A 21,618-nucleotide genomic window follows, 5' to 3' on the forward strand; every position below is an offset into this window, starting at 1 on the left:
CGCGGACTCGGACGGCGCCTGCCGGACGTCGCCCTACGACGATGCCGCGCCAGGGGCAGTCCGGCCCGACGGCCGGGCTCCCCTGACGATCGATCAGTGCTTCTGATGGCATGGACGGTCGTTCCGGCCCACCCGGTTGCCGCCGCCGGACATCTTGACGCGTTCCGTACGCACGGACGGCCACACGTCGCCACCGCGGGCCGCCGGACGACAGCACGACGGCACGACGGCACGACGAGGCGGCCCCGGTGCACGGATTCCCCGGCACCGGGGCCGCCTCGTGCGCTGAGCGGGGCTCACGCGCTGAGCGGGGCCGCGTCATGCGCTGAGCGGCGGTGATCCGGGCAGCGTCGCGCCCGCCGGGTGCCCCGTCACGCGCCCCGTCATGTGCCGTAGGCATGGGCGCCATGGCGTCTACGCCGAATCGTCGACTGCGTCATCGGCGCCCAACTCGCCTTCCCCGCCCCATACTCTGGCTCCCGCCGATGCGGACGCATCGTGTGTCACAGGGGAGGATTTCGTGAAGTCGCTCATGGCAAGGGCCCGTTGGCTGGGCACCGCGGCATCGGTCGGCCTGCTGCTGACCACCGGAACCGGGGTCGCCACCGCACAGCCCGCCACCACCACGGCCCCCCAGGTCGTCCCGGTGGGGTACGCGTACCCGACGACCGCCGTCACCCCGGACGGCACGAAGGCCTACGTCGGGGTGACCGACGACCCCCGCGGCACGCCCGCGGTCAAGGTCGTCGACACCCGGACCGGCGGGATCACCGCCCGACTCACCCTTTCCACCGCCGCGAACTCCTTCGTCGGCGCGCTGGCGATGAGCCCCGACGGCACGCGGCTGTACGCGACCGTGGGGGCGCAGCACCTGGTCACCATCGACACCGACAGCGATACGGTGGCCGCCGACGTCCTGCTCCCGGTCCAGCCGCACCCCGACGGCTACGTGGACGGCTCACCGAGCTCCCTCGTGGTCAGCCCGGACGGCGCCGGCGTCTACCTGGCCCAGAACGGGCCACGGCAGCGCTGGGGCTTCCAGCCCGCCCGGGTCCTCGCATACTCGACCGCCACCGGTACCTTCACCGCCTCCGTCGGCGTCACCGACTTCAGCGTCGGTTCGATCGTCCTGCGCCCCAACGGCCAGGACCTGTACGTCACCACCGGAGCCGGCCTGGTCCACCTGGCCGCCACGCCCACCTCGCTCACCACCGTCCGCACCCTCACCGCCGGACACGGCACCTCCGGCGGCGCGGTGCTCAGCCCCGACGGCAGCACGCTGTACGGCCTCGGCGGCTACGAGAGCGACTACCTCGTCGACACCGAGACCGATACCGTCACCGAGAACTTCCACTTCGCACCGGGCAACACCGACCTCCGCTACCCGGTCGTCAGCCCGGACGGGAGCCGCCTGTACTTCATCTCCAAGTCGACCGTCTTCGTCGCCCCGGGCGGACCCACCCCTCCCGGCTACCACTACGACAGCGTGATCCTCTCCTACGACACCGAGGCCCACGCGCTCGTCCCCGCCGAGACGGTGAACCCGCAGAAGGTGGAACTCGCCACCGGCCTGGCACTCGCCCCGGACGGCCACACCTTCTACCTCGGCGGCAACACCTACCCCGGCGGCGTTCCGGGCATCGTCGCCAGCCTGGAGATCATCGGAAACTGACGGCCAGTCAATTTTTAGGCGGGTGCCCGGCCCTCGACGATCCGCCGGATCTCGCGCGCCAGGGTGTCGGGGTCGCTGGTCGGCACCAGATGGTCGGCGTCGGCCGCCAGTACGTGGCGGCCGGCATCGGCCCGGCCGACGCGGTAAGCATGGGAGGCGTTCACGGCCTCCCGGACCTTCGAGCCCATGCCGGTCGAGGTCCGGACGGCCGAGACCACCGTGAGCGGGATGCCGCCCAGGGCCGGCGGGTTCTCCTTCATGGCGGTCAAGTCCGCCACCACCGAGCCGAGTTCGGCCCCCCGGGTGCGGATGGTGGAGACGGTGAACCCCTCCTCGCGCATCTCGGCCGCGGCGTCCGCCGGCAGGGCTTCGAGCATCGGCCGGAAGGCCCGGGCCAGCAGTCCGGTGCGGGCCAGCAGCATGCTGACCGCCTGCCCGATCCGCTCCTGGCGGCGCACCGAGGGCGCGAACACCAGGTCGCAGGACTCGTCCGTCGGGTCGGCCAGCACCAGGCCCGCGATCCGCTCGGGGCGGGCCGCGGCGGCGATCCGGACGATCGGCCCGCCCCAGCTGTGCCCGACCAGGACGAACGGCCCGGGGCCGAGGCCGCCGAGGTGGTCGAGCAGGTCGTTGAGGTCCTCGGCGAGGCGGCGCAGCGGGCGCGGCGCCGGGTCCGGCGCGCTGCGGCCGAGCCCGCTGCGGTCGTACGCCACCGTCGCCGCGACCCCGTCCAGCCGGAGCTGCACCGGCGCCCAGTACGAGCGGCTGGAGGCGAGCCCGCCTTCCAGCACGACCGTCGGCACGCCCTCGCCGCCGGGCCCCGGCCGCCGCATGTAGAACAGCTCCCGGCCGTCCCGTGTCCGCGCCCGCCCCGGCTCACCCTGACTGTGCATCCCCGGCACCGCCCTCACCCTCGACCAGCCATCAAGTTTGGTTAGCCTAACCTCACTTCCCCGGTGATCGCGACCACCCTCGGCCGACCTGCGAGGCGGCGGGCGGCGGCGGGGTCGGTCAGTGGTCGGCCGCCGTGCCACCGGCCGGACCAGGGCGGCAGCCTGTGACCTGGGGTCACAGGATGACCGCCTGTCTGGCTGGCCGCGAGGGCCGTCCGCAGGATGGCCGCATCGGACTCCTGCCCTCCCGTCGCGGCCGCTTCCGCCTGCCGTCCGAAGGCCCGGCCGCTCCCTCGCACGACAAGGTGGTGATCGCTGTGAGCAGCATCTCCGACCCGCCCCGACCCGAACAGGCCGAGGACGTCCCGCCCCTGGCGCCGGCCCAGGCCTTCGACCGGTGGCGCTACGCGGGAGTGTTCCTCCTGCTGTTCCTGTTCGGCACGGAGACCTTCCTGGTGTCGCCGCTGCTGCCGACCATCGCGGACTCGGTGCACACCACCGAGGCGGCCGCCGCCTCCAGCGTCACCGCCTACGTGCTGGTGTACGCCGTCGCGGCGCCCTTCCTCGGGCTGCTGAGCGACCGGTTCGGCCGCCGCCGCACCCTGGTGGCGGGCACCCTGCTGTTCGTCGTGTCCAACGCGGCGGCCGCCCTCTCCACCGGGCTGACGCTGCTGGTCGTCTCCCGCGCGGTGGCCGGGCTGGCGGCGGCCGCGGCCGGGCCGGCGATCTGGGCGCACATCGCCGAGACCGCGCCGGAGGCGGTGCGCGGGCGGGCCCTCGGCCTGGGCATGGCGCTGTTCTCCTGCGGCCAGGTGATCGGCGTGCCGCTCGGCGGCTTCCTCGCCGGACTGGCCGGCTGGCGGTCGGCGTTCTGGGCGCTGACCATCGGCACCGCGGCGGCCGTGCCGCTGCTGCTGAGCCAGGTCCAGCGCCGCTCGGCGCAGGCGGCCGCGCCGCAGGTGGGGGCGGTCCGGGCGATCCTGGCGGGCTGGGCCGACCCGACGCTGCGGCGCGCCCTGCTGGTCAACACGGTGTTCAACACGGCCAACCTGGGCGCCTACACCTTCCTCGGCGCGGTGCTGGTGCAGCGCTTCGACCTGTCGGTGCAGGCCCTGGGTCTGGTGGGCGTGCTGGTCGGTGCGGGCAGCCTGGTCGGCTCGCTGCTGGGCGGCCGGCTCGGGGACCGGGCCAGGACCGCCGGACGCTCCGACCTGCCGATGCTGCCGCTGTGGGGCGTGCTGCTGGCGGCGGGCGTCGCGCTGGCGGCCAAGGGGCCCGGCCTGGTCCTCGCCCTGGCCGGCGTGGTGGTGTGGTTCCTCGCCTCCGGAGGCTTCGTGACGGACCAGCAGACGCTGGCCGGCACCATCGCCCCGGAGCTGCGCGCGACCTCCAGCGCGTGGCTGACCTCGACCATGTACGCGGGCACCGGCCTCGGCGCCTGGGCGATCGGCACCTTCGGCAACGTCACGGACGGCACCCTGCTGATCGGCACCGGGCTCGCGCTGGTGGCCGCCCTGGGCGCGCTGGCGGTCAGCCTCGGCCTGCGCCGGTCCGCCGCATCGGGCGCCTGAGGCCCCGCCGCATCGGGCACCTGAGGCCCCGCCGGAACGACCGGGATGCCCGGCAGGGCCGGCGGCTCAGCCGACCCGGCGCTCCCCCTCCACGCCGCCGACCGCGCGCAACGGATGATCGACGAGTTCGGTCATCCGCGCCCGGTCGGCGGCGCCGTGCGGGGTGAACAGCAGCACCGTCGCGGTCGGGTCGTCCACCGGGTGGAAGGACGACAGCGTCAGCCGGACCGGTCCGAGCCCGGCCGGCTCGACGGTGACGGTGCGGACGGTCAGCTCCGCCACCGAGTGGCAGCCCCACCAGTGCCGGAACTCGGGCGCGTCCTCGTCCAGGTGCCGGTAGACCTCGCCGGTGCGGGGGTCGGCCAGGGCGGGGCCGGCCTGCGCCCGGAACTGCTGGAAGACGTTCATCGCGAGCGGCTCCCAGTCGCGGAACACGGCCCGCACCCGGTGGTCGGCGGCCATCACCCACATCAGGTTGCGCCGGTCCGCGGGGACGAACTCGGGCGAGCCCCAGAGCGCGACCCAGGCGGCGTTCCAGCCGAGCAGGTCGAAGTGGCGGTCGAGCAGGACGGCCGGGCTGGTGGGCCAGGAGTCCAGGACCGGCCGGATGGCCTCGGCGAGCCGGTCGGCACCGTCCTCCGAGGCGGCGGCCGCCGTCGGCTCGTGGTAGCCGGCCAGGCGCATGGCGTGCCGCAGCCCGGCCGCGTCCAGCCGCAGCACCCGGGCGATCGCCTCCAGCACCTGCCGGGAGGCGGTGACCCGCCCCTGCTCGACCCAGGTGTACCAGGCCAGGCCGACGCCGGAGAGGGAGGCGACCTCCTCGCGGCGCAGACCGGGGGTGCGGCGCCGGGTGGTGGCGGTGAGGCCGACGTCGGAGGGCTTGAGGAGCTCGCGATGGGCGCGCAGGAAGGCGCCGAGTTCCCTGCCTGCGGGGGGAGTTGACACGGTTGGCTCCTCGGCCCTGGTCGGTGCCGTCGAATGCGGGGGTGTGGGCTGCCACCAGCGTAGACGCAGCCCGCCGCCCACCCCAGGGGTGAGCGGCGGGCTACACATGTTGTTAACGAGACGTCAGCTGCCACAGCCGGACGGGCATGTGGCTGACGTGGCCGCGCTCCTGCTGCCGGCGCCAGGCGCTCTCGCCGACCGCGCGGAAGAAGGCGGGCCGCTGCTGCGCCGGCACCGCGCGGCTGTAGTAGTCCCCGAAGGTGGCGGCGTGGAAGTGCTCGTACTGGGCGGCGCCGTCGACGGTGACCACGGCGTCGCGCTCCAGGTGGCCGGCCACCGCGAGGTGCGGGCCCACCACCGCCGCGAGTTCGTCGACGGTCCTGGTCCGGGTCGCGATCGGCAGCACCCCGGCGCGTTCCAGGACGCCGGGCACCTCGTCGTACGGGGTGCCGAGGGCGACCAGGGCGTCGCGGACCAGCTCGTCCTCACCGCCGAGGCCGCGCTCGTCCCGGGCCGGGTGGTAGGTGGTGAGCAGGAAGCGGCCGCCGGGGGTGAGGTGGGCGCCGGCCCAGGCGAAGATCCGCTCCTCGTCCGGGTACAGCCAGTGCAGCACCGAGGTCTGGGTGATCAGGTCGGCCCGGAACGGCAGCGGCTCGGGCACGGTGAGGTCGGCCCGGTGCAGGGCGACCCGCTCGCCGTAGGGCTGGAGCCGGGCGGCGGCCTCGGCGATGCGGTGCTCGGAGCGTTCCAGGCCGACGGCGCGCCGCAGGGAGGGGAAGCGCTCCAGGGCCTCCTGGAGCAGCTGGCCGATCCCGCTGCCGAGGTCGATCAGGGATTCGGGGGCTCCGGTGACCTGGTCGAGCACCCAGTCACGGTCCTGGACCTGGCGCAGCCGGCTGGCGTCGGCGTACCCCGCGAGGGTGCGGGCCTGGATCTCGACGGCGGACGTGCTCACGGCTGGTTCTCCTCCACGGTGGACGGCTGCTCGGTGGACGGCTGTGCGGTGGACGGCTGGTCGGTAGCTGGCTGCTCCGCGGCGGACGGCTCCACGACGGCGGGCTGCTCCGCGACACCCTGGTCGACCAGCTTCAGCAGCCGCTCGCGGGCGGCGCTCTGGTCGTAGCGCTTGAAGAGGTTGATCCGGTTGCGGGCCAGGTCGCCCCGGTGCACGTACTCGTAGAGGTCCTGGCGCTGGCCGAAGCCGTCGCCGGTCAGCTCCCAGGCGATCCGGAAGAGCCGGGCCTTGCGTTCGGCGTCGATGTCCCGGCCGCGCATGTAGCGGTCCAGGTGCGGGCGCAGCCGGGGGTTGGCGAGGTCGCCGGCGGTGGGCTGGATGAGCAGCCCGGAGGCGCCGATCTTGCGGACGATCTCGACCGCGCTGCCGGCCACCTCGGCCGACCAGACCCGGGAGGCCGCCGTGTCGCCGGGGGCGAACAGGCCGCCGTCGGTGAGGCCGCCGCGCGCCTCGGCGGCGTCGAGGAAGTACTCGGTCAGTTCGGCGTACCCGGCGAGACGGCCCAGGTCCTCCTGGATGTTGCGGAAGCCGTCCACGCCGATCGACTCGGCGACCAGGGTTGCGCTGGCCAGCAGGGTCCGCAGCCGCTCGCGGTAGCGGATGTGGCCGACGTAGGCGCTCCAGGCGTTGATCCGGCCGAGGCCGGTGCGCGCCAGGTTCGCGTCGCGCAGCAGGAAGACGCGGTCCCAGGGCACCAGGACGTCGTCGAAGAAGAGCATCGCGTCCTGCTCGTCGAACCGCGCGCCGAGCGGGTGGGCGTGCCCCCAGGAGGCGCTGCCGAGCGGTTCGCGGGCGAGGGTGATCAGGCCGGGGGTGTTGAGCGGCAGGGCGAACCAGGTCACGAACTGCTCGCCCCGGCCCTCGGTGAACGACGCCGAGAGGTAGACCAGCACCTCGTGGGCGATCGGGGCGAGCGTGGTGAGCTGCTTGGCGCCGCGCACCACGATGCCCCGGTCGTTCTCCTCCACGACGCGCAGGGCGAGGTCCGGGTCGTCCAGCGGGTTGGCGGAGCGATCGATCTGCGGGTCGCCGAGGGCGTGCGAGAGGACCAGGTCGTTGCTCGCGCAATGCCGGTACCACGCCTCGGCGTTGGCGCCGAAGCGCGGGTCGGCGCCGGCCAGCCGGTGCCGGAAGTCGTAGACGCCGACCGCGATCGAGGCCATGAAGGCGGGTGAGCGGCCCTGCTGTCCGAGTGCCTCGGCGTGCCACAGCTCGGCGCTGCGGCGCTGGAGCCGCAGGTCCTCCAGGGTGCGCGGGGGCTGGTAGGCGCGGGCCAGCCGCAGGCCGCTGTCCGGGTCCTCCCAGGTGAGCAGGTCGCGGTGGGCCGGGTCGTGCTGGAGGTCGATCAGGCGGGCCAGTTCGTCCACGGCCGGGCGGAACGCGGGGTGCTCGGCGGGGTTCGCGATGCGCTTGCCGTCGAGGTAGAGCTCGCGGCCGTCGTCCAGTTCGGCCCGGTACCGGTCGCCGGTCAGCAGGCCGCGGGCGGTGGCGGGTGCGCCGCGGCCGGTGATGGTGCCCAGCAGTGTCATGCGCCAACTCCGTTTGATGTCAAGGGTTCAAGGGTTCAAGGGTTTCGGGTCGATCACGCGGTACCGGCCGTCGTGGTAGAGCAGCGGGTCGCCGTCGCCGCGGTCCGCGGCGGCGACCCGGCCGACCAGGATGGTGTGGTCGCCGCCGGGCAGGGTGCCGTGCAGCCGGCAGTCGAACCAGGCCAGGGCGTCGTCGACGAGCGGGGCACCGGTGACGGCCGTGCGCATCGGCACCGCGGTGAAGCCGCCGAGCGCGCGCCCGGCCCCGGGGGTGGCGAAGCGCCGGGCCACCGCCGACTGGCCGTCCGTCAGGACCGAGAGGCCGAACCGTCCGGCGGCGCGGGCCGCGGCCACGAGCGGGCTGTGGCGGCTGACCGCGACGGTGACCAGCAGCGGGTCGAGGGAGAGGGTGCTGAAGGAGGAGACCGTCTTGGCGAAGACCTCCTCGTCCGCGCGGGTGGTGACCACCGCGACCCCGGTGGTCCAGCCGCGGGAGGCGGCCCGGAAGGCCTCCTCGGTGGCCTTCGCCGTGGTCACGGCCGCCGCGGGGCCGCTCATCGCAGCCCCACCCGGTAGGCGCGCAGCCACTCGTCGACCTGGACCAGGTGGTCGAGGCCGCCCACCGGGTTCGGCGCGGTGCGCGGGCTGGGCAGCGGGCGGCCCTCGGCGAGCAGCCGGCGGACCAGCTCGCGGTCCACCAGCTCGAAGACCGGCGCGTTCGGGTCGGCCAGCAGCTCGTGCGCCCGGGCGGTGAGCACCTCGGTGTAGCGGACGGCCGGGGTGGAGGGGTAGCCGCTCTTGGGCCGGTCGGCGACCTGCGGCGGGAGGAGGTCCCGGACGGCGTCCCGGAACAGGCCCTTGGCCCGCCCGTCCGGCGCCTTGAGCGCCCACGGGACGTTCCACAGGTACTCCACCAGGCGGTGGTCGCAGAACGGCACCCGCACCTCCAGGCCGACCGACATCGACACCCGGTCCACCCGGTCCAGCAGCGGGGGGAGCCAGCGGGTGAGCGCGAGGTGGAAGACCTCGCGGATCCGCGCGTCGGCGGCCGACTCGCCGGGCAGGCGCGACACCTCGCCGAGCGAGCGGTGGTAGGCGGCGGTGGTGTACTCCTCGGGGCGCACCTCGGCCCGGACGTCCGGGCGCAGCAGGTCCGCCGGCGTGGCCTTGCCGTGCAGCCACGGGAAGGTCGGCGCGGCGACGGCCTGCGCGTCGTGGAAGTACGGGTAGCCGCCGAAGATCTCGTCCGCGGCCTCGCCGGAGAGCGCGACCGTGGAGCGCCGCCGCACCTCGCGGAAGAGCAGGTGCAGCGAGGCGTCCATCTCGCCCCAGCCGGGCCGGTCCCGGGCGCGCAGGACGGCGTCGCGGGCGTCCAGCAGGTCGTCGTCGGGCACCAGGACGGTGGTGTGCAGGGTGCCGATGTGCTCGGCGGCGGCCTGCACGTACGGGGCGTCGAGGGTGGTCCGCCAGGCGTCCGGGGTGCGGTCGGTGCTGCCGGGGAAGTCCACCGAGAAGCTGGCGATCTTCCCGTGGCCGGCCCGCTCGCGGGCGGCCGCGGCCAGCGCGGTGACGGCGCTGGAGTCGACGCCGCCGGAGAGCAGGGTGCACAGCGGCACGTCGCTGATCAGCTGCCGCTCGACGGCGTCGGCGAGCAGGTCCCGGACGGTGCCGCGGGTGGTCGCGGCGTCGTCCCGGTGCTCGGCCGACTCCAGCCGCCAGTAGCGGAGTTCGCGGGTGGCGCCGCGGCCGACGACCACCAGGTGGCCGGGCCGGACTTCGTGCAGCCCGCGGAACAGGCCGTGGCCGGCGCTCGGCGCGGCGGGCAGCGCGAACAGCTCGGCGATGCCCTCGGTGTCCAGTTCGGCGCGGAACAGCGGGTTCGCGAGCACCGCCTTGGGCTCGGAGCCGAACAGCACCCCGGTGGCGTGGGCGTGCCAGTACAGCGGCTTGATGCCGAGGTGGTCGCGGACCAGCAGCAGTTCCTCGCGCGCGGCGTCCCACAGGGCGTAGGCGAAGATGCCGTTGAACCTGGTCGGCGCGTCCTTGCCCCACTGGAGGTGGGCCCGCAGGACCACCTCGGTGTCGGAGCGGGTCCGGAAGACGTGCCCGAGGGCCTCCAGTTGCGCGCGCAGCTCGCGGTGGTTGTAGAGCTCCCCGTTGTAGCAGAGGACGGCGCCGGCGTCGGGCCCCGGGCGGTCGGCGAGCGGCTGGGCCCCGCCGTCCAGGTCGATCACGGACAGCCGGCGGTGGCCGAACGCGGCGTGCCGGGAGAGCCAGACGCCGTCCGCGTCCGGGCCGCGGCAGGCCAGGGTGGCGGTCATCTCCCGGACCGTCCGCGCCTGGTGGCGCAGGTCGGTGTCCCAGTCGATCCAGCCGGTGACACCGCACATCTCAGGACTCCCCCGGTTCGTCGTTGGCGGCGGGCCCGGCTGCGGCGCTCGACTCCCAGCGGCAGCCGTGGCCGGTCGGGCCGTTGGTCAGGCGGTGCGCGGGCCGGTAGCCCTTGGCGCGGATGTTGGCGGACAGCGCCTCGGTGCAGTAGGTGCAGGGCGAGGCGAGGGTCAGCTGGACGCCCGAGCGGCGGGCCTTCTCCCGGTAGTCCCAGATCGCACAGTGCGTGATGGTGAGCGCCGCGTGCTCGGCGCCGGGCGGCTCCTCGTCGTCGAACTCGTACTCCGAGCCGTACAGTTCGGCCTGCCGGGCGATCCGGTGGATCGGGTCGGCGGCGCCCCGGCCGTGGTCGGGTTCGACCTCGCGGTGCACCTCGGCATTGGACCGCGCCCAGTCCCCCAGCCCCTCCTCGCCGTAGCGGCGCACGAGGAAACGTTCCATCAGCGCCTGGTCGCGGAAGAACACCCGCTGCCACTCCGGGGCCGGGGCGTCCGGCGCGGGGAGGTCGGCGAAGAGCTCGGACTGCAGCACGAACCAGTCGGTCAGGTGCAGCCCGTTCCCGCGCGACACCAGGTACCGCGTCAGGCCCGCCTCTGCCTCGTGCAGCCGCTGGCGCCAGAGCGCGGATCGCTCGGCGTCCGACATCGCGCGGTACGGGGACCTCGGCTGCTCCGCGCCGGGGCTCCGGTGGCTCGCGGCGGCCAGCACCGCCGTGCGCGGGCCGGCGTCGGCACCCGCCGCACCGGTGGAACCGGTCGGACCGCCGGTCCTGTCGGACACACCCCCCATCGGGCCATCTCCCTTCGGCTGGACGATCCTTCGGACCGTCGTGTGGTGGTCGTTTCCCGCCACGCTACGGAGCGGGCCAGGCGCCCCGGTAGCCCCGAACGGCGCCGCTCAGGGCGCCGATCGTCGCCTCGCGCATGCTCCGAAGGTCACCTGCGGGAGGCGGCCGGAACACGACGGAGGGCGGGCCCCGCGTGCTGCGGGGCCCGCCCTCCGGAGGGTGGTGACGAAGATGTGCTGGGACGAACAGGGCGGGTCTGACAATTCGCGTCGGATCAGCGCGCGGCGTTGGGCGCCCGGCTGGGCGTGCCGGCGAAGCGTCCTCGTACTGGGCCGTACTTGGACGTTTCGCCGGTGCGTCCAGCCGGGATGCCCGGCGTCGCGCGCCCGGCGGGAATTGTCAGACCCGCCCTACCCGGCGAGGCCGTGCCGGTGGGCGTAGAGCGCGGCGCGCAGCCGGTCGGGCTGCCCGATCTTGCGCATGGCCTGGGTGAGGTGCTTCTTCACGGTCGCCTCGGCCAGGGCGAGTTCCCGCCCGATCTCGGCGTTGCTCAGCCCGAGCCCGAGCTGGACCAGCACCTCGTGCTCACGATCCGTCAGTCCGGCGTGCTGCGGCGGCAGTTCGCCGACGTGCTGCGGGGGCGCCGCCGCGTGGGTCCGGGCCGGCGGCGGCGCCGGCAGGAACACCGACCCGCCCGCCGCGGCGAGTTGGACGGCGCTGATGATCCGGTCCTCGGCCAGGTCGAGCGGGAAGCAGCCGCTGGCCCCGGCCAGCAGCATCCGGCTCGCCTCGGCGGTCGACTCGGCCCGGCGCAGCAGCAGCACCCGGGCGTCGGGCGCCGCGTCCGGGCCGCGCAGCGCCACCACGACGGCGAGGTCGGCCTCCAGGCTCGCGCCGCGGCCGAGCAGGATGACGTCGGGGGCGACCCGGCGCACGGCGGCCACCGCGCGCAGCGGGTCGCCGGTGGACCCGACCACGGCCAGTCCGGGCACGGTCGTCAGCACGCTGCGCAGCCCGGCGCTGGCCACCGAGTGCCGCTCGACCAGGAACACCCGGGCGTCGGCGGTGCGGTCGCGGTCCTCCTCCACGCACATCGGATGGCCGCACCCGCAACCGGTGGCGGTCGGCCCGACCGACGGTGGCGGCGTCACCGTCTCCGCCAGCAGCTGGTGACCGGCGATCAGGTCGAGCGGGTTGTCGATCTCGGCCTGCGCCGGGGGCGCGGCGTGCACCGGCGGCGCGCCCGCGGCGGGGGCGTCCACCAGGGTGGCGCCGCCGCAGGCACCGCGTCGGGCGGGAATCCGGCGGCCGCGCGGGCCGGCCGGGACGGCGAGCTTGCTCACTGCTGCCATCGCGCACCCCCGGGGGCGGAGGCAGGGCGTCTGAGGTACGGCATGGCGATACGGTCCCCTTGCTGGTGGCGGGCCGGCCCGGTGGGCACGGGTGCTGCGGCGAGGATCCGTCGAGGACGCGCACGGGCGTCGGCTGCGGAATCCGGGACTGGGGAGGGGCGCCGACCGCAGCGGCTGGGAACGGGGCGGTCAGCGCGCAGCGCGCGGGCGACAGAGCTCGTCGAAACACCGTCGGTGCCACGAGCCGCCGATCCCGACCAGGGTGATGTCGGTCCGCCGAATAGCCATGCGGGGAACCCTAGGTCCGGTTCCTTGTGCAGGTCAAGGACGGAACCGGGGCTCGGCGTCCTGGGCAGTGGCGGTCCTGACACTCCGGATGCTGTGACCAGGAGTAACAGCATCAAGTGCTGACTGGCTGTCCGGGCCACCGGTCCGCAACGCTCCTTCAAGCGGCCGCAGCTGCCGGAGCGGCACCGACGTCCCCCGTCCCACGGACCGCCCGACCCGTGCTCCGGCACCCGATCCCGCCCGGACGCGGCATCCGCCCCCCGGCGAACGGCCCGTCCCACGGCCCCGGTCCGGCGGTCCAGCACCCCGGACGCCGCCGGTGACTGCTGGTCACCACCGGCGACCGTCCCGAACCGCTCCCCGACCCGCTCCCGAACCGCCCCTCCCGGAAGGACCACCAGCCCCATGCCCGCCCCGCCCAACCGGCCCGCCGCCGGCCAGTCCGGCGCCACGCCACGGAGGGCCGGGTGACCCGCTTCCTGCTGCGCCGCCTCCTGCTGGCCGTACCGACCCTGCTCGGCGTCACCGCCGTCGTCTTCGCGACCGTCACGCTCGTCCCCGGCGATCCGGTGGCCCTCTTCCTCGGGCCGGGCGCACCGCCCGAGGCCCGCCGCGAGCTCTCCGAACGGCTCGGCCTGGACCAGCCGTTGCCCGTCCGCTACGCCTCCTGGCTCTGGCACGCGCTCACCGGCGACCTCGGCACCTCCGTCTCCGGCCAGCGCCCGGTCGCCGACCTGCTGCTCCCGGCGCTCGGCCAGACGCTGACCCTGACCGCGGCCGCCTTCCTGCTGGTGCTGGTCGGCGGGGTGGCGCTGGGCGCCGTCGGCGCGCTGCGCCCGCGCGGCCCCGGCGGGCGGATCTCCGGCACGCTGTCCGCCCTCGCGGTCTCCGCCCCGCAGTACTCGGTGGCCCTGCTGCTGATCGCCGTCTTCGCCGTGGGCCTGCGCTGGCTGCCGGCCGGGGGCACGCACGACGTGTTCGGCTCCGGCGGCCTGCCCGACCTGGCCCGCCACCTGATCCTGCCGGCCGTGGCCGCCGCGCTCGTCCCGCTCGGGCTCACCGCCCGGGTGTTCCGGGCCGCGCTGGGGGGCGTGCTGGCCGGCGAGCTGGCCGACTCGCTGCGCGCCCGCGGCCTGCGCCCGGCCACCGTGCTGCGGCACTGCGTGCACAACGCCTCGCCGGCGCTGCTGACCATCGGCGGCCTGCAACTCGCCTACCTCCTGGAAGGGGTGATCTTCGTGGAGACCCTGTTCGCCTGGCCCGGCGTCGGCCGGCTGCTGTACGACGCGCTCACCTCCCGCGACCTGCCCCTGGTGCAGGGCGGGGTGCTGGTGGTGGCGGTCGCGTTCGTCGGCGTCAACATCCTCGTGGACGCGGCGCACGCGGCGATCGACCCGCGAGTAAGGAACTGATGTGACGTCACGTGTCCTCAGCCGGGGCAACCTCGGCCTGACCGTCCCCGCCGCCCTCGCGGCGCTGCTGGTCCTGCTCGCGCTCGCCGCGCCACTGGTCGCCCCGTATGACCCGGCCGCCGGGCGGCTGGCGGACCGGCTGCTCGACCCGGGCAGCCCCGGCCACCTGCTCGGCACCGACGGCCAGGGCCGCGATCTGCTCAGCCGGCTGATCTGGGCCGGGCGCGCCTCGCTCACCGGCGGGCTCGTCCCGGTCGCGGTGGCCGCCGTCGTCGGCACCCTGCTCGGCGTCGTGGCCGGGCTCGGCGGCCGGATCACCGAACAGGCCCTGCTGCGCCTGCTGGACGTGCTCTACGCCTTCCCCGGGGTGCTGCTGGCGATCGCCATCGCCTCGCTGCTCACGCCCGGCCTGGGCGCGACCGTGCTCGCGCTGTCGGTGGTGCTCACCCCCGCGGTGGCACGGGTCGCGTTCACCGAGACCCGGCGCGTCCGGGCCGCCGAATACCTGGTGGCCGCCCGGGTCAGCGGCGCCGGCTGGGGGTCGCTGGTCCTGCGCCAGGTCGCCCCGGTGGTGGCGCCGGTGGTCCTGGTGTACGCGTCCTCGCTGGTCGGGCTGGCCATCATGTACGCCGCCGGGCTGTCCTTCCTCGGGCTCGGGGTCGCCCCGCCCACCGCCGAGTGGGGCGCGATGCTGGAGGAGCTGCGGCCCTCGCTGCTCACCCACCCCTGGGTGGCGGTGCTGCCGGCCCTGGTCATCATCGCCGTCTCGGTCGTCTTCAACACCCTCGGCGAGACGCTGCGCACCCGCGTCGGCGACACCGGCGCCCTGCTGGCGCACGCCGCCCCCGCCGCCGCGAGCCGGTCCACCGACCAGTCCACCGACCGCTCAGCCGACCGCTCGGCCGACGGCTCGGCCCGGCCGGGAGCCGCGAAGCGGGTGGGCGCATGAGCACGCTGCTGGAGATCAACGGCCTGACCGTCGAGTACCCCGGCGGGGTCCGGGCCGTCGACGACGTCTCCCTCACCCTGCCCGCCGGCCGCTCCCTGGTGCTGCTCGGCGAATCCGGCAGCGGCAAGACCACCGTCGCCCGCACAGTGCTCGGGCTGCCGGGGCACGGCGCCGCCGTCACCGGAGGCATCCGGCTCGCCGGGACGGACCTGCGGGCGCTCGGCGAACGCGCACTGGCCGACGTCCGCGGCCGGCGGATCGGCTACGTTCCGCAGGACCCGACCGCCTCGCTCGACCCGCTGCGCCGGATCGGCCCGCAGCTCGCCGAGGTGCTGCGGCGGCACGGGATCGCCGCCGACCGCCGGGCCGCCCGCGCGGCCGTCCCGAAGCTGCTCGCCACCGCCGGCATCCCGGACCCGGAACGCGTCGCCCGGGCCTACCCGCACGAGCTCTCCGGCGGCCTGCGCCAGCGCGCCGCCATCGCCGTCGCGATCTGCTGCGGCCCGGAACTGCTGATCGCCGACGAGCCGACCACCGCGCTCGACGCGCTGATCCGCGGGCGGATCCTCGACCTGTTCACCACCCTGCGCGCCGACTGCGGCATCGCCCTGCTGCTGGTCACCCACGACCTCGCGGCGGCCCGCCGGATCGGCGGCACCGTGGCGGTCATGCGGGCCGGCCGGATCGTCGAACTCGGGCCCGCCGAACGGGTGCTGGGCGACCCGGAACACGCCTTCACCGCCGCCCTGGTGGCCGCCGAACCAGGAGCCCGCCGATGAACGCCGTAGCCCACACCCGGCCGGACGCCGTAGACCACACCCGCCCAGGCCCGGTCCTGGTCGTCGACGCCGTCACCAAGCGCTACGGCGACCGGACCGCCCTGGACGCCGTCAGCCTCACCGTCGCGCCGGGCGAGACCGTCGGCCTGGTCGGCGAGTCCGGCTCGGGGAAGTCCACCCTGGCCCGGCTCGCCCTCGGGGTGCTCGCCCCCGACGCCGGCAGCGTCCGCTTCGCCGGCCGCGATCCGTACCGGCTGCGCGGCCGCGCCGACCGGGCGCTGCGGGGCCGCCTCCAGTTCGTCCCGCAGGACCCGCGCGGATCGCTCAACCCCAGCCTGCGCGCCGGGGAGGCGGTCGCCTTCGCGCTGCGCCTGCACGGCACACCGCGCGCCGAACGCGCCGCGGCCGTCGCCCGGCTCTTCACCCAGGTCGGCCTGGAGCCCGCGCTCGCCGACCGCTACCCCCGGGAGCTGTCCGGCGGGCAGCTCCAGCGGGTGGCCGTCGCCCGGGCCCTGGCCACCGGACCGGACCTGGTCGTCTGCGACGAACCGACCTCCGCCCTCGACCGCAGCGTGCAGGCCCGCCTGCTCGACCTGCTGACCGATCTCCAGGAACGCACCGGCCTGGCCTACCTGTTCATCTCCCACGACCTCGCCGTCGTCCGGCACCTCGCCCACCGGGTGCTGGTGCTGCGGCACGGCCAGGTGGTCGAGGAGGGCCCGGCCGGCCTGCTCTGGGACTCCCCCGCGCACCCGTACACCCGGGCGCTGCTGGAGGCCGCCACCGGCGTCGCGTGACCCGCCGCCGAAGCTCCATACCGACACACCGCCGAACCACCGAACCCCCGCACCGCTGAACCCCCGCACCGCTGAACCTCCGCACCACCGAACCGACGAGGAATCGCCATGACGCGCACCAGCCGTATCCGCTCCAGAGCCGTCGCCCTGCCGGCCGCCGCCGTTCTGCTCGCGGCGGCGGCAGGCTGCGCCGGCTCCGACGGCGGCGGCTCCGCGGGGGCGGGCGGCGGTGACGGCCGCGGCGGCACCCTGGTCATCGGCGCCACCGGCAAACTCCCCAACCCCGACACGGTGATCGGCGGCGCCGGCTTCGAGGGCAAGCGGCTGGTCTCCTTCCAGCTCTACGAGGGCCTCACCCGGTACGAACTGCTCAAGGACACCGACAAGCCGCCGGTCGTCACCGGCGCCCTGGCCACCGACTGGCAGGTCGCCGCCGACGCCAGGACGTGGACCTTCACCCTCCGCAAGGGCGTCACGTTCCAGGACGGCACCCCGTTCGACGCCGACGCCGTGGTCTTCAACCTGGCCCGCTACCTCGACAAGAAGAGCCCCGAGTACACCGACGCCCTCGGCGCCGCCGCCGCCGAGTACGCGGGCGACATCGCCTCGTACCGCAAGACCGACGCCGACCACGTCGAGCTGGTCACCAAGGACCCCAACGGCCACTTCCCCGAGGACCTCGCGCACGTCCTGATCGCGAGCCCCACCGCCGTCCGCAAGTCCGGCTCGGCGGACTTCGCCCGGCACCCGGTCGGCACCGGCCCCTTCTCGTTCGTCTCGCAGACCGAGGGCCAGCAGATCGAGCTGGCCGCCAACAAGGGCTACTGGCGCGGCGCCCCCAGGCTCGACCGGCTCGTGATCAAGGCGCTGCCGGACGCCGCGGCCCGCACCGCCGCCCTGCGCTCCGGCGGCGTGAACTGGATCGAGTACCCGAACCCGGACGACATCGACAGCCTCAAGGCCGACGGCGTCCAGATCGCCACGAACAGCTACGACCACCTCTGGTACTGGATCCTGGACACCTCGAAGGCGCCCTGGGACAACCCGCTGGTCCGCAGGGCCGCCAACTACGCGATCGACCGCAAGGCCATCGCCGAGAAGCTGCTGCACGGCACCGCCGACCCCGCCTACCAGACCGCGCCGCGCGCCACCGCCGCCTACGACCCCGCCGGCGACGTCTACTCCTACGACCCCGCCAAGGCCCGGCAGTTGCTCGCCGAGGCCGGCGTCCCGAACGGCTTCAGCACCTCCGTCACCGTGCCCACCGGCGGCAGCGGCAACCTGCTGCCGGTGCCGATCGCCGAGGCCCTCCAGCGGGATCTCGCCGCCGTCGGCATCAAGGTCGAGCTGCGCACCACCGACTGGACCACGCTGATCGGCGCCGAGGCCAAGGGCCAGGTGGCGCTCGGCTCGGACGCCGTCGCCCAGTCCACCACGCTGTTCCAGTCCGAGGCGCTGCTCCCGCTGTTCATCGGCTCCAAGAGCCCCTTCTGGACCGGCCACTACGCCAACCCGCAGGTCGACGAGCTGCTCGCCTCCTCGGCCGCCGATGCCGACCAGGCCACCCGGCAGGCCGGGTACCGCAAGGCGCTCGCCCTGGTCACCCAGGACGCGCCCTGGCTGTTCGTGGTCAACGACCGCAATCCGCGGGCCCTTTCGCCGAGGGTCCAGGGGCTCGTGCAGCCGCAGTCCTGGTTCCTCGACCTGACCACCGTATGGGTCCGCTGACCCGCGGACACCGCCTCTCCCCCGCCCTCGCCCGCCACCGCCGAAGAGCACCGCGCACCACAGGAAGGACGGCCATCCCGATGACCGACCCGCACCGACCGCACCACCACAGCGGGACCGTCCCGCCCGGCTCCGCGCACGGCTCCGCACACACCCCCGTGCCCGCCGCGCCGCCCAAGTGGGGCATCACCCTCCCGCTGCCCGGCCTGACCATCGACCGGCACCGGTTCCTGGTCGAGCGGCTGCCCGACCTCGGCTACACCGACGTGTGGAGCGCCGAGGGCGGCGGCACCGACGCCTTCACCCCGCTGGCCGCCACGGCGGCCTGGTCCCCCTCGCTGCGGATCGGCACCGGCATCGTCCCGGTGCACACCCGCGGCCCGGCCGTGCTCGCCCAGACCGCCGCGACACTCGCCCAACTCGCCCCGGGCCGACTGCTGCTGGGCATCGGAGCCTCGGTGCCCGCGCACGTCACCGACATCAACGGCATCCCGTTCGACGAGCCGTTCAAGCGGACCAGGGACGTCCTGCGCTTCGTCACCCGGGCGCTGCGCGGCGAGTACGTCACCGGCGGGTTCGACACCTTCGACATCACCGGCTACCGGCTGCCGCACCCCCCGACCGAGCCGGTCAAGGTCATCCTGGGCGCACTGCGGCCCAACATGCTCCGGCTCGGCTTCACCGAGGGCGACGGCGCCATCACCAACCTGCTGTTCCCGCACGACGTGCCGAAGATCCTGGACGCCGTCGGCCCGCAGCCGCCCGGGAAGGAACTGGTCGTCAAGGTCTTCGTCTGCCCCACCGACGACACCGACTACGCCCACCGCGCCAGCCGGCCGTTCCTCGCCTGGATCCTCAACCGCGAGCCGTACCGCAAGTTCCACGAGTGGCTGGGCCACGGCGAACTCCTCGCCGAGACCCACCGGCTCTGGGCGGCCGGCGACCCGGAGAGCGCCCAGAAGGCGCTGCCCGACGAGGTCGTCGACGGGCTGTTCATCAGCGGCTCGCCGGAGGAGTGCCGGGAACGCATCCTCGCCTACCACCGCCCCGGTGTCACCACCATCCAGCTGTACGTGTCGCTGCCGCCCGAGGTGTTCGTCAGCCGCGCCAAGCTGCTCGACACCTTGGCCCGGCTCGGGCCGGCCGCCCTCTGACCGTCGCGCCCCACCCGTCCCCATCCCCTGTCACCCTCACGACGCTCACGACCGGAGGCGAGCCGTGCCACTCGAAATCCGCGGCGGGGTCCGCGCCGCACCCGTCCCCGGCCACACCGCGCAGGAACGCCAGGCCCTGCGCTGGGCCCCCGACGGCCGCGACCGCACCGCCGACCCCGCGTACGTCACCCGCACCGCGCGGGAGAACGAGGAGGACGGGCTGGACAGCGCCCTGGTGGTGCAGTCCAGTTCGTGGCCCGACCCGTGGCTGGTGGCCTCGTGGGCCCTGGCCGCCACCACCCGGCTGCGCATCGCGGTCGCCCACCGGGTCGGCACCACCGCGCCGACCGTCGCCGCCCGCTCCCTCGCGACCCTGGACCGCCTCTCCGGCGGGCGGGCGGCGGCCCACGTCATCATCGGCTCCAGCGACCACGACACGGCCCGCGACGGCGACCTCCTGGACAAGCAGGAGCGCTACCGCCGGGCCGACGAGTACCTCGACCTGTTCACCCGCTACCTCGCCGCCGACCAGGACATCGACCACAAGGGCGAGTTCTACACCGTGTCCGCCGCCCGGCCCGGCCTGCACCCCAGACCCGGCGGCGAGCTGCTCTCCTTCGGCGGCTCGTCACCGCAGGGCCTCGACCTGGCGGCCCGCTACGCGGAGGTGTACGCCGTCAGCCCGCTGCCGCTGCCGGACACCCGGCGGCGGATCGCCCAGGTCCGCACCGCCGCCGCCGCGCACGGCCGGACCCTGCGGATCTGGCGGCACGTCACCGTCGTCCTCGCCGACACCGACGAGGCGGCCCGCGACCGCGTCCGCCGGCTGCGCCGCGACGCCCTGCGCCTCACCTCCGGTAGCGGCGGGCCCTGGACGGAAGCCGTCCAGCTCGACCGCGACCGCGAGCGCGGCCGCTCCGACCCCTCCCGGGGCGACGAGCAGGTGGCCGCCTACATCCGCCGCTCCCTCACCGCCGCCTACGCCGGCTCCCCCGCCACCGTCGCCGCCCGCATCGGCCTGCTGCGCTCGGCCGGCGTGGACATCGTCCAGCTCGACCTCCCCGTCGAGACGGACCAGGACCGTGAGCTGCGCCGCAGCCTCGTCCGCCACCTCCGCACCGGCCTCGGCACCCCCGCCGACCGCCGCGTCTGGTGACCGGCGCCCCCGTTCGGCCGGGGCCGAGGCGATCACCGCCTCGGCCTCGGCCACGCCGGGCCCCTGACTAGATGTTGGGGTTGACCGGGCGGTCGCTGTCGGAGTGGGCCCAGCCGAACTCCTGGGTCTGCCCCATGCTCGCGTTCCGCCCCAGCGTCCAGAGTCCGTAGGAGGACCGCGGGCCCTGGTTGCCGACGTAGGTCAGGCAGGCACCGACGGCGTTGCACACGCCGCGGTCGGTGTCGAACGTCCAACGCTGCTTCGGGTCACCCCCGTTGCACCCCACCGCCGTGGCGCCCGGGCTGTCGGACGGGCCGCTCGGGACGTGGCCCGACAGACAGCGGCCGTCGTTGGTGCTGTGGATGAGGCCGTCCGGCGAGACGAACCAGAACTGGTTCCAGGAGCCGTCGCACGGGCGCAGGACGACCGGCCGCCCGTCGCCGTTGGTCTGCCGGTACTCGTCCATGCAGTAGTAGGTGCCGTTGGGGCCGCCGCTGGCCGGGCGGGCGAGCGCCACGAGGGAACCGTAGGCGTAGGGCTGCGGATTGACGGGGTCGGCCTGCGCGGCGGCGACGGGCAACGAGACGCTCAGACCGATCGCGAGTGCCAGGACTGAGACGATCTTTCGGGCGGACTTCATGAGGTCCGACACCTCCCTCTCTGACGGTGTGTCACTGCGGAATGCGGCCATCCTGGCAGCGGAGTTGAGGGCCTGGGCAGCTTTCCGAACGATCCCGAACAAACGGGAGTGTATGGATTTCGCCATTTGATTCACCTCAGTTGACAGGAACCCCCGGCGCGAAGAGGCTGTTCACGCAGGCTCGGCAGGGGGAGGACAGAGCTTTGACCTGGTCACCTATGCGCACCACAGCGGCCCGGTGCACCTGCCGGGCAGCCGAGGCCAACTCCGCTGTGACGCCAGCCAGTTCGCACTCCCTGGACGCACTCGCCGAGTCCCTCGCCCTGCTCCGGCAGGAGGCCGGCAGCCCCTCCTACTCGACCATCGTCCGGCGGATCAGCTCCGTCCGGGCAGCCCGCGGCGTCCCGGCCGGGGAACGCACACCCGGGCGGATCACCGTCTACGACTGCTTCCGCAGCGGACGCCAACGCCTGGACGTCGAACTGCTCTCCGACATCGTCCAGGCCCTCGGCGCGGACCCGGACCCCTGGCGCCGCGCCTACCGCGCCGCCTCCCGCTGA

Annotated in this window: 19 protein-coding genes; 10 read left to right on the plus strand and 9 right to left on the minus strand. The window is 74.8% G+C overall.

The window, feature by feature from the left end; all coding sequences use genetic code 11:
• Positions 1–532: 532 nt before the first annotated feature.
• On the plus strand, positions 533–1,672 hold the full coding sequence (locus A6F73_RS03210; RefSeq protein WP_063346349.1) for a PD40 domain-containing protein: 1,140 nt from the start codon (positions 533–535) through the stop codon (positions 1,670–1,672).
• 14 nt (positions 1,673–1,686) lie between these two features.
• Here the strand turns inward: A6F73_RS03210 and A6F73_RS03215 are convergent, their stop codons facing one another.
• Positions 1,687–2,565, minus strand: coding sequence for an alpha/beta fold hydrolase (locus A6F73_RS03215; RefSeq protein ID WP_063346350.1), 879 nt, complete (start codon positions 2,563–2,565; stop codon positions 1,687–1,689).
• Positions 2,566–2,882: 317 nt separating this feature from the next.
• On the opposite strand from A6F73_RS03215, the gene A6F73_RS03220 reads away from it, so the two are divergent.
• On the plus strand, positions 2,883–4,136 hold the full coding sequence (locus A6F73_RS03220; RefSeq protein ID WP_159398343.1) for an MFS transporter: 1,254 nt from the start codon (positions 2,883–2,885) through the stop codon (positions 4,134–4,136).
• A gap of 66 nt (positions 4,137–4,202) precedes the next feature.
• On the opposite strand, the gene A6F73_RS03225 is transcribed toward A6F73_RS03220, so the two are convergent.
• The 7 genes from A6F73_RS03225 to A6F73_RS03255 form a co-directional block, all read right to left on the minus strand.
• A complete protein-coding gene (locus A6F73_RS03225; protein WP_244293271.1) occupies positions 4,203–5,081 on the minus strand; it encodes a helix-turn-helix domain-containing protein in 879 nt (292 codons plus the stop codon).
• A 112-nt stretch (positions 5,082–5,193) separates the two neighbouring features.
• Positions 5,194–6,036, minus strand: coding sequence for a class I SAM-dependent methyltransferase (locus A6F73_RS03230; protein ID WP_063346351.1), 843 nt, complete (start codon positions 6,034–6,036; stop codon positions 5,194–5,196).
• Positions 6,033–7,625: a 4-hydroxyphenylacetate 3-hydroxylase N-terminal domain-containing protein gene (locus tag A6F73_RS03235; protein ID WP_063346352.1), complete on the minus strand. Its 1,593-nt coding sequence runs from the start codon at positions 7,623–7,625 to the stop codon at positions 6,033–6,035. The genes A6F73_RS03230 and A6F73_RS03235 overlap by 4 nt, the downstream gene beginning before the upstream one ends.
• 27 nt (positions 7,626–7,652) lie before the next feature.
• Positions 7,653–8,183 (minus strand): flavin reductase family protein, encoded by a 531-nt coding sequence (locus A6F73_RS03240; protein WP_079135392.1) that lies wholly within the window; start codon positions 8,181–8,183, stop codon positions 7,653–7,655.
• Positions 8,180–10,015, minus strand: coding sequence for an asparagine synthase (glutamine-hydrolyzing) (gene asnB, locus A6F73_RS03245; RefSeq protein WP_063346353.1), 1,836 nt, complete (start codon positions 10,013–10,015; stop codon positions 8,180–8,182). The genes A6F73_RS03240 and asnB overlap by 4 nt, the downstream gene beginning before the upstream one ends.
• A gap of 1 nt (position 10,016) precedes the next feature.
• Entirely contained in the window at positions 10,017–10,796 is a 780-nt protein-coding gene (locus tag A6F73_RS03250; RefSeq protein ID WP_079135393.1) for a hypothetical protein, read from the minus strand.
• A gap of 417 nt (positions 10,797–11,213) precedes the next feature.
• A complete protein-coding gene (locus A6F73_RS03255) occupies positions 11,214–12,155 on the minus strand; it encodes a response regulator transcription factor (protein WP_079135394.1) in 942 nt (313 codons plus the stop codon).
• Positions 12,156–12,910: 755 nt separating this feature from the next.
• Between A6F73_RS03255 and A6F73_RS03260 the strand changes: the two genes are divergently transcribed.
• The 7 genes from A6F73_RS03260 to A6F73_RS03290 all read left to right on the plus strand — a co-directional run bounded on the left by A6F73_RS03260 (position 12,911) and on the right by A6F73_RS03290 (position 20,418).
• Positions 12,911–13,855 (plus strand): ABC transporter permease, encoded by a 945-nt coding sequence (locus A6F73_RS03260; protein ID WP_063346354.1) that lies wholly within the window; start codon positions 12,911–12,913, stop codon positions 13,853–13,855.
• Between the two features lies 1 nt (position 13,856).
• A complete protein-coding gene (locus tag A6F73_RS03265; protein ID WP_063346355.1) occupies positions 13,857–14,804 on the plus strand; it encodes an ABC transporter permease in 948 nt (315 codons plus the stop codon).
• Positions 14,801–15,583, plus strand: a complete 783-nt coding sequence (locus tag A6F73_RS42785) for an ABC transporter ATP-binding protein (RefSeq protein WP_063346356.1) — start codon at positions 14,801–14,803, stop codon at positions 15,581–15,583. Before A6F73_RS03265 ends, A6F73_RS42785 begins: the two co-directional genes overlap by 4 nt.
• Positions 15,580–16,380 (plus strand): ABC transporter ATP-binding protein, encoded by an 801-nt coding sequence (locus A6F73_RS42790; RefSeq protein ID WP_107452813.1) that lies wholly within the window; start codon positions 15,580–15,582, stop codon positions 16,378–16,380. The genes A6F73_RS42785 and A6F73_RS42790 overlap by 4 nt, the downstream gene beginning before the upstream one ends.
• A gap of 108 nt (positions 16,381–16,488) precedes the next feature.
• A complete protein-coding gene (locus tag A6F73_RS03280; protein ID WP_063346357.1) occupies positions 16,489–18,108 on the plus strand; it encodes an ABC transporter substrate-binding protein in 1,620 nt (539 codons plus the stop codon).
• Between the two features lie 80 nt (positions 18,109–18,188).
• Positions 18,189–19,262 carry an LLM class F420-dependent oxidoreductase gene (locus tag A6F73_RS03285; RefSeq protein WP_079135395.1) on the plus strand — a complete coding sequence of 358 codons (1,074 nt, stop codon included), beginning with the start codon at positions 18,189–18,191 and terminating at the stop codon, positions 19,260–19,262.
• A 64-nt stretch (positions 19,263–19,326) separates the two neighbouring features.
• Complete coding sequence (locus A6F73_RS03290; RefSeq protein WP_063346358.1) at positions 19,327–20,418, plus strand: LLM class flavin-dependent oxidoreductase; 1,092 nt, start codon at positions 19,327–19,329, stop codon at positions 20,416–20,418.
• A gap of 67 nt (positions 20,419–20,485) precedes the next feature.
• Here the strand turns inward: A6F73_RS03290 and A6F73_RS03295 are convergent, their stop codons facing one another.
• Positions 20,486–21,058, minus strand: coding sequence for an RICIN domain-containing protein (locus tag A6F73_RS03295; protein WP_063346359.1), 573 nt, complete (start codon positions 21,056–21,058; stop codon positions 20,486–20,488).
• Positions 21,059–21,330: 272 nt separating this feature from the next.
• Between A6F73_RS03295 and A6F73_RS03300 the strand changes: the two genes are divergently transcribed.
• Positions 21,331–21,618, plus strand: a complete 288-nt coding sequence (locus A6F73_RS03300; RefSeq protein WP_063350907.1) for a hypothetical protein — start codon at positions 21,331–21,333, stop codon at positions 21,616–21,618.

The organism is Streptomyces sp. MJM8645, assembly GCF_001625365.1.
Lineage (GTDB): Bacteria > Actinomycetota > Actinomycetes > Streptomycetales > Streptomycetaceae > Kitasatospora.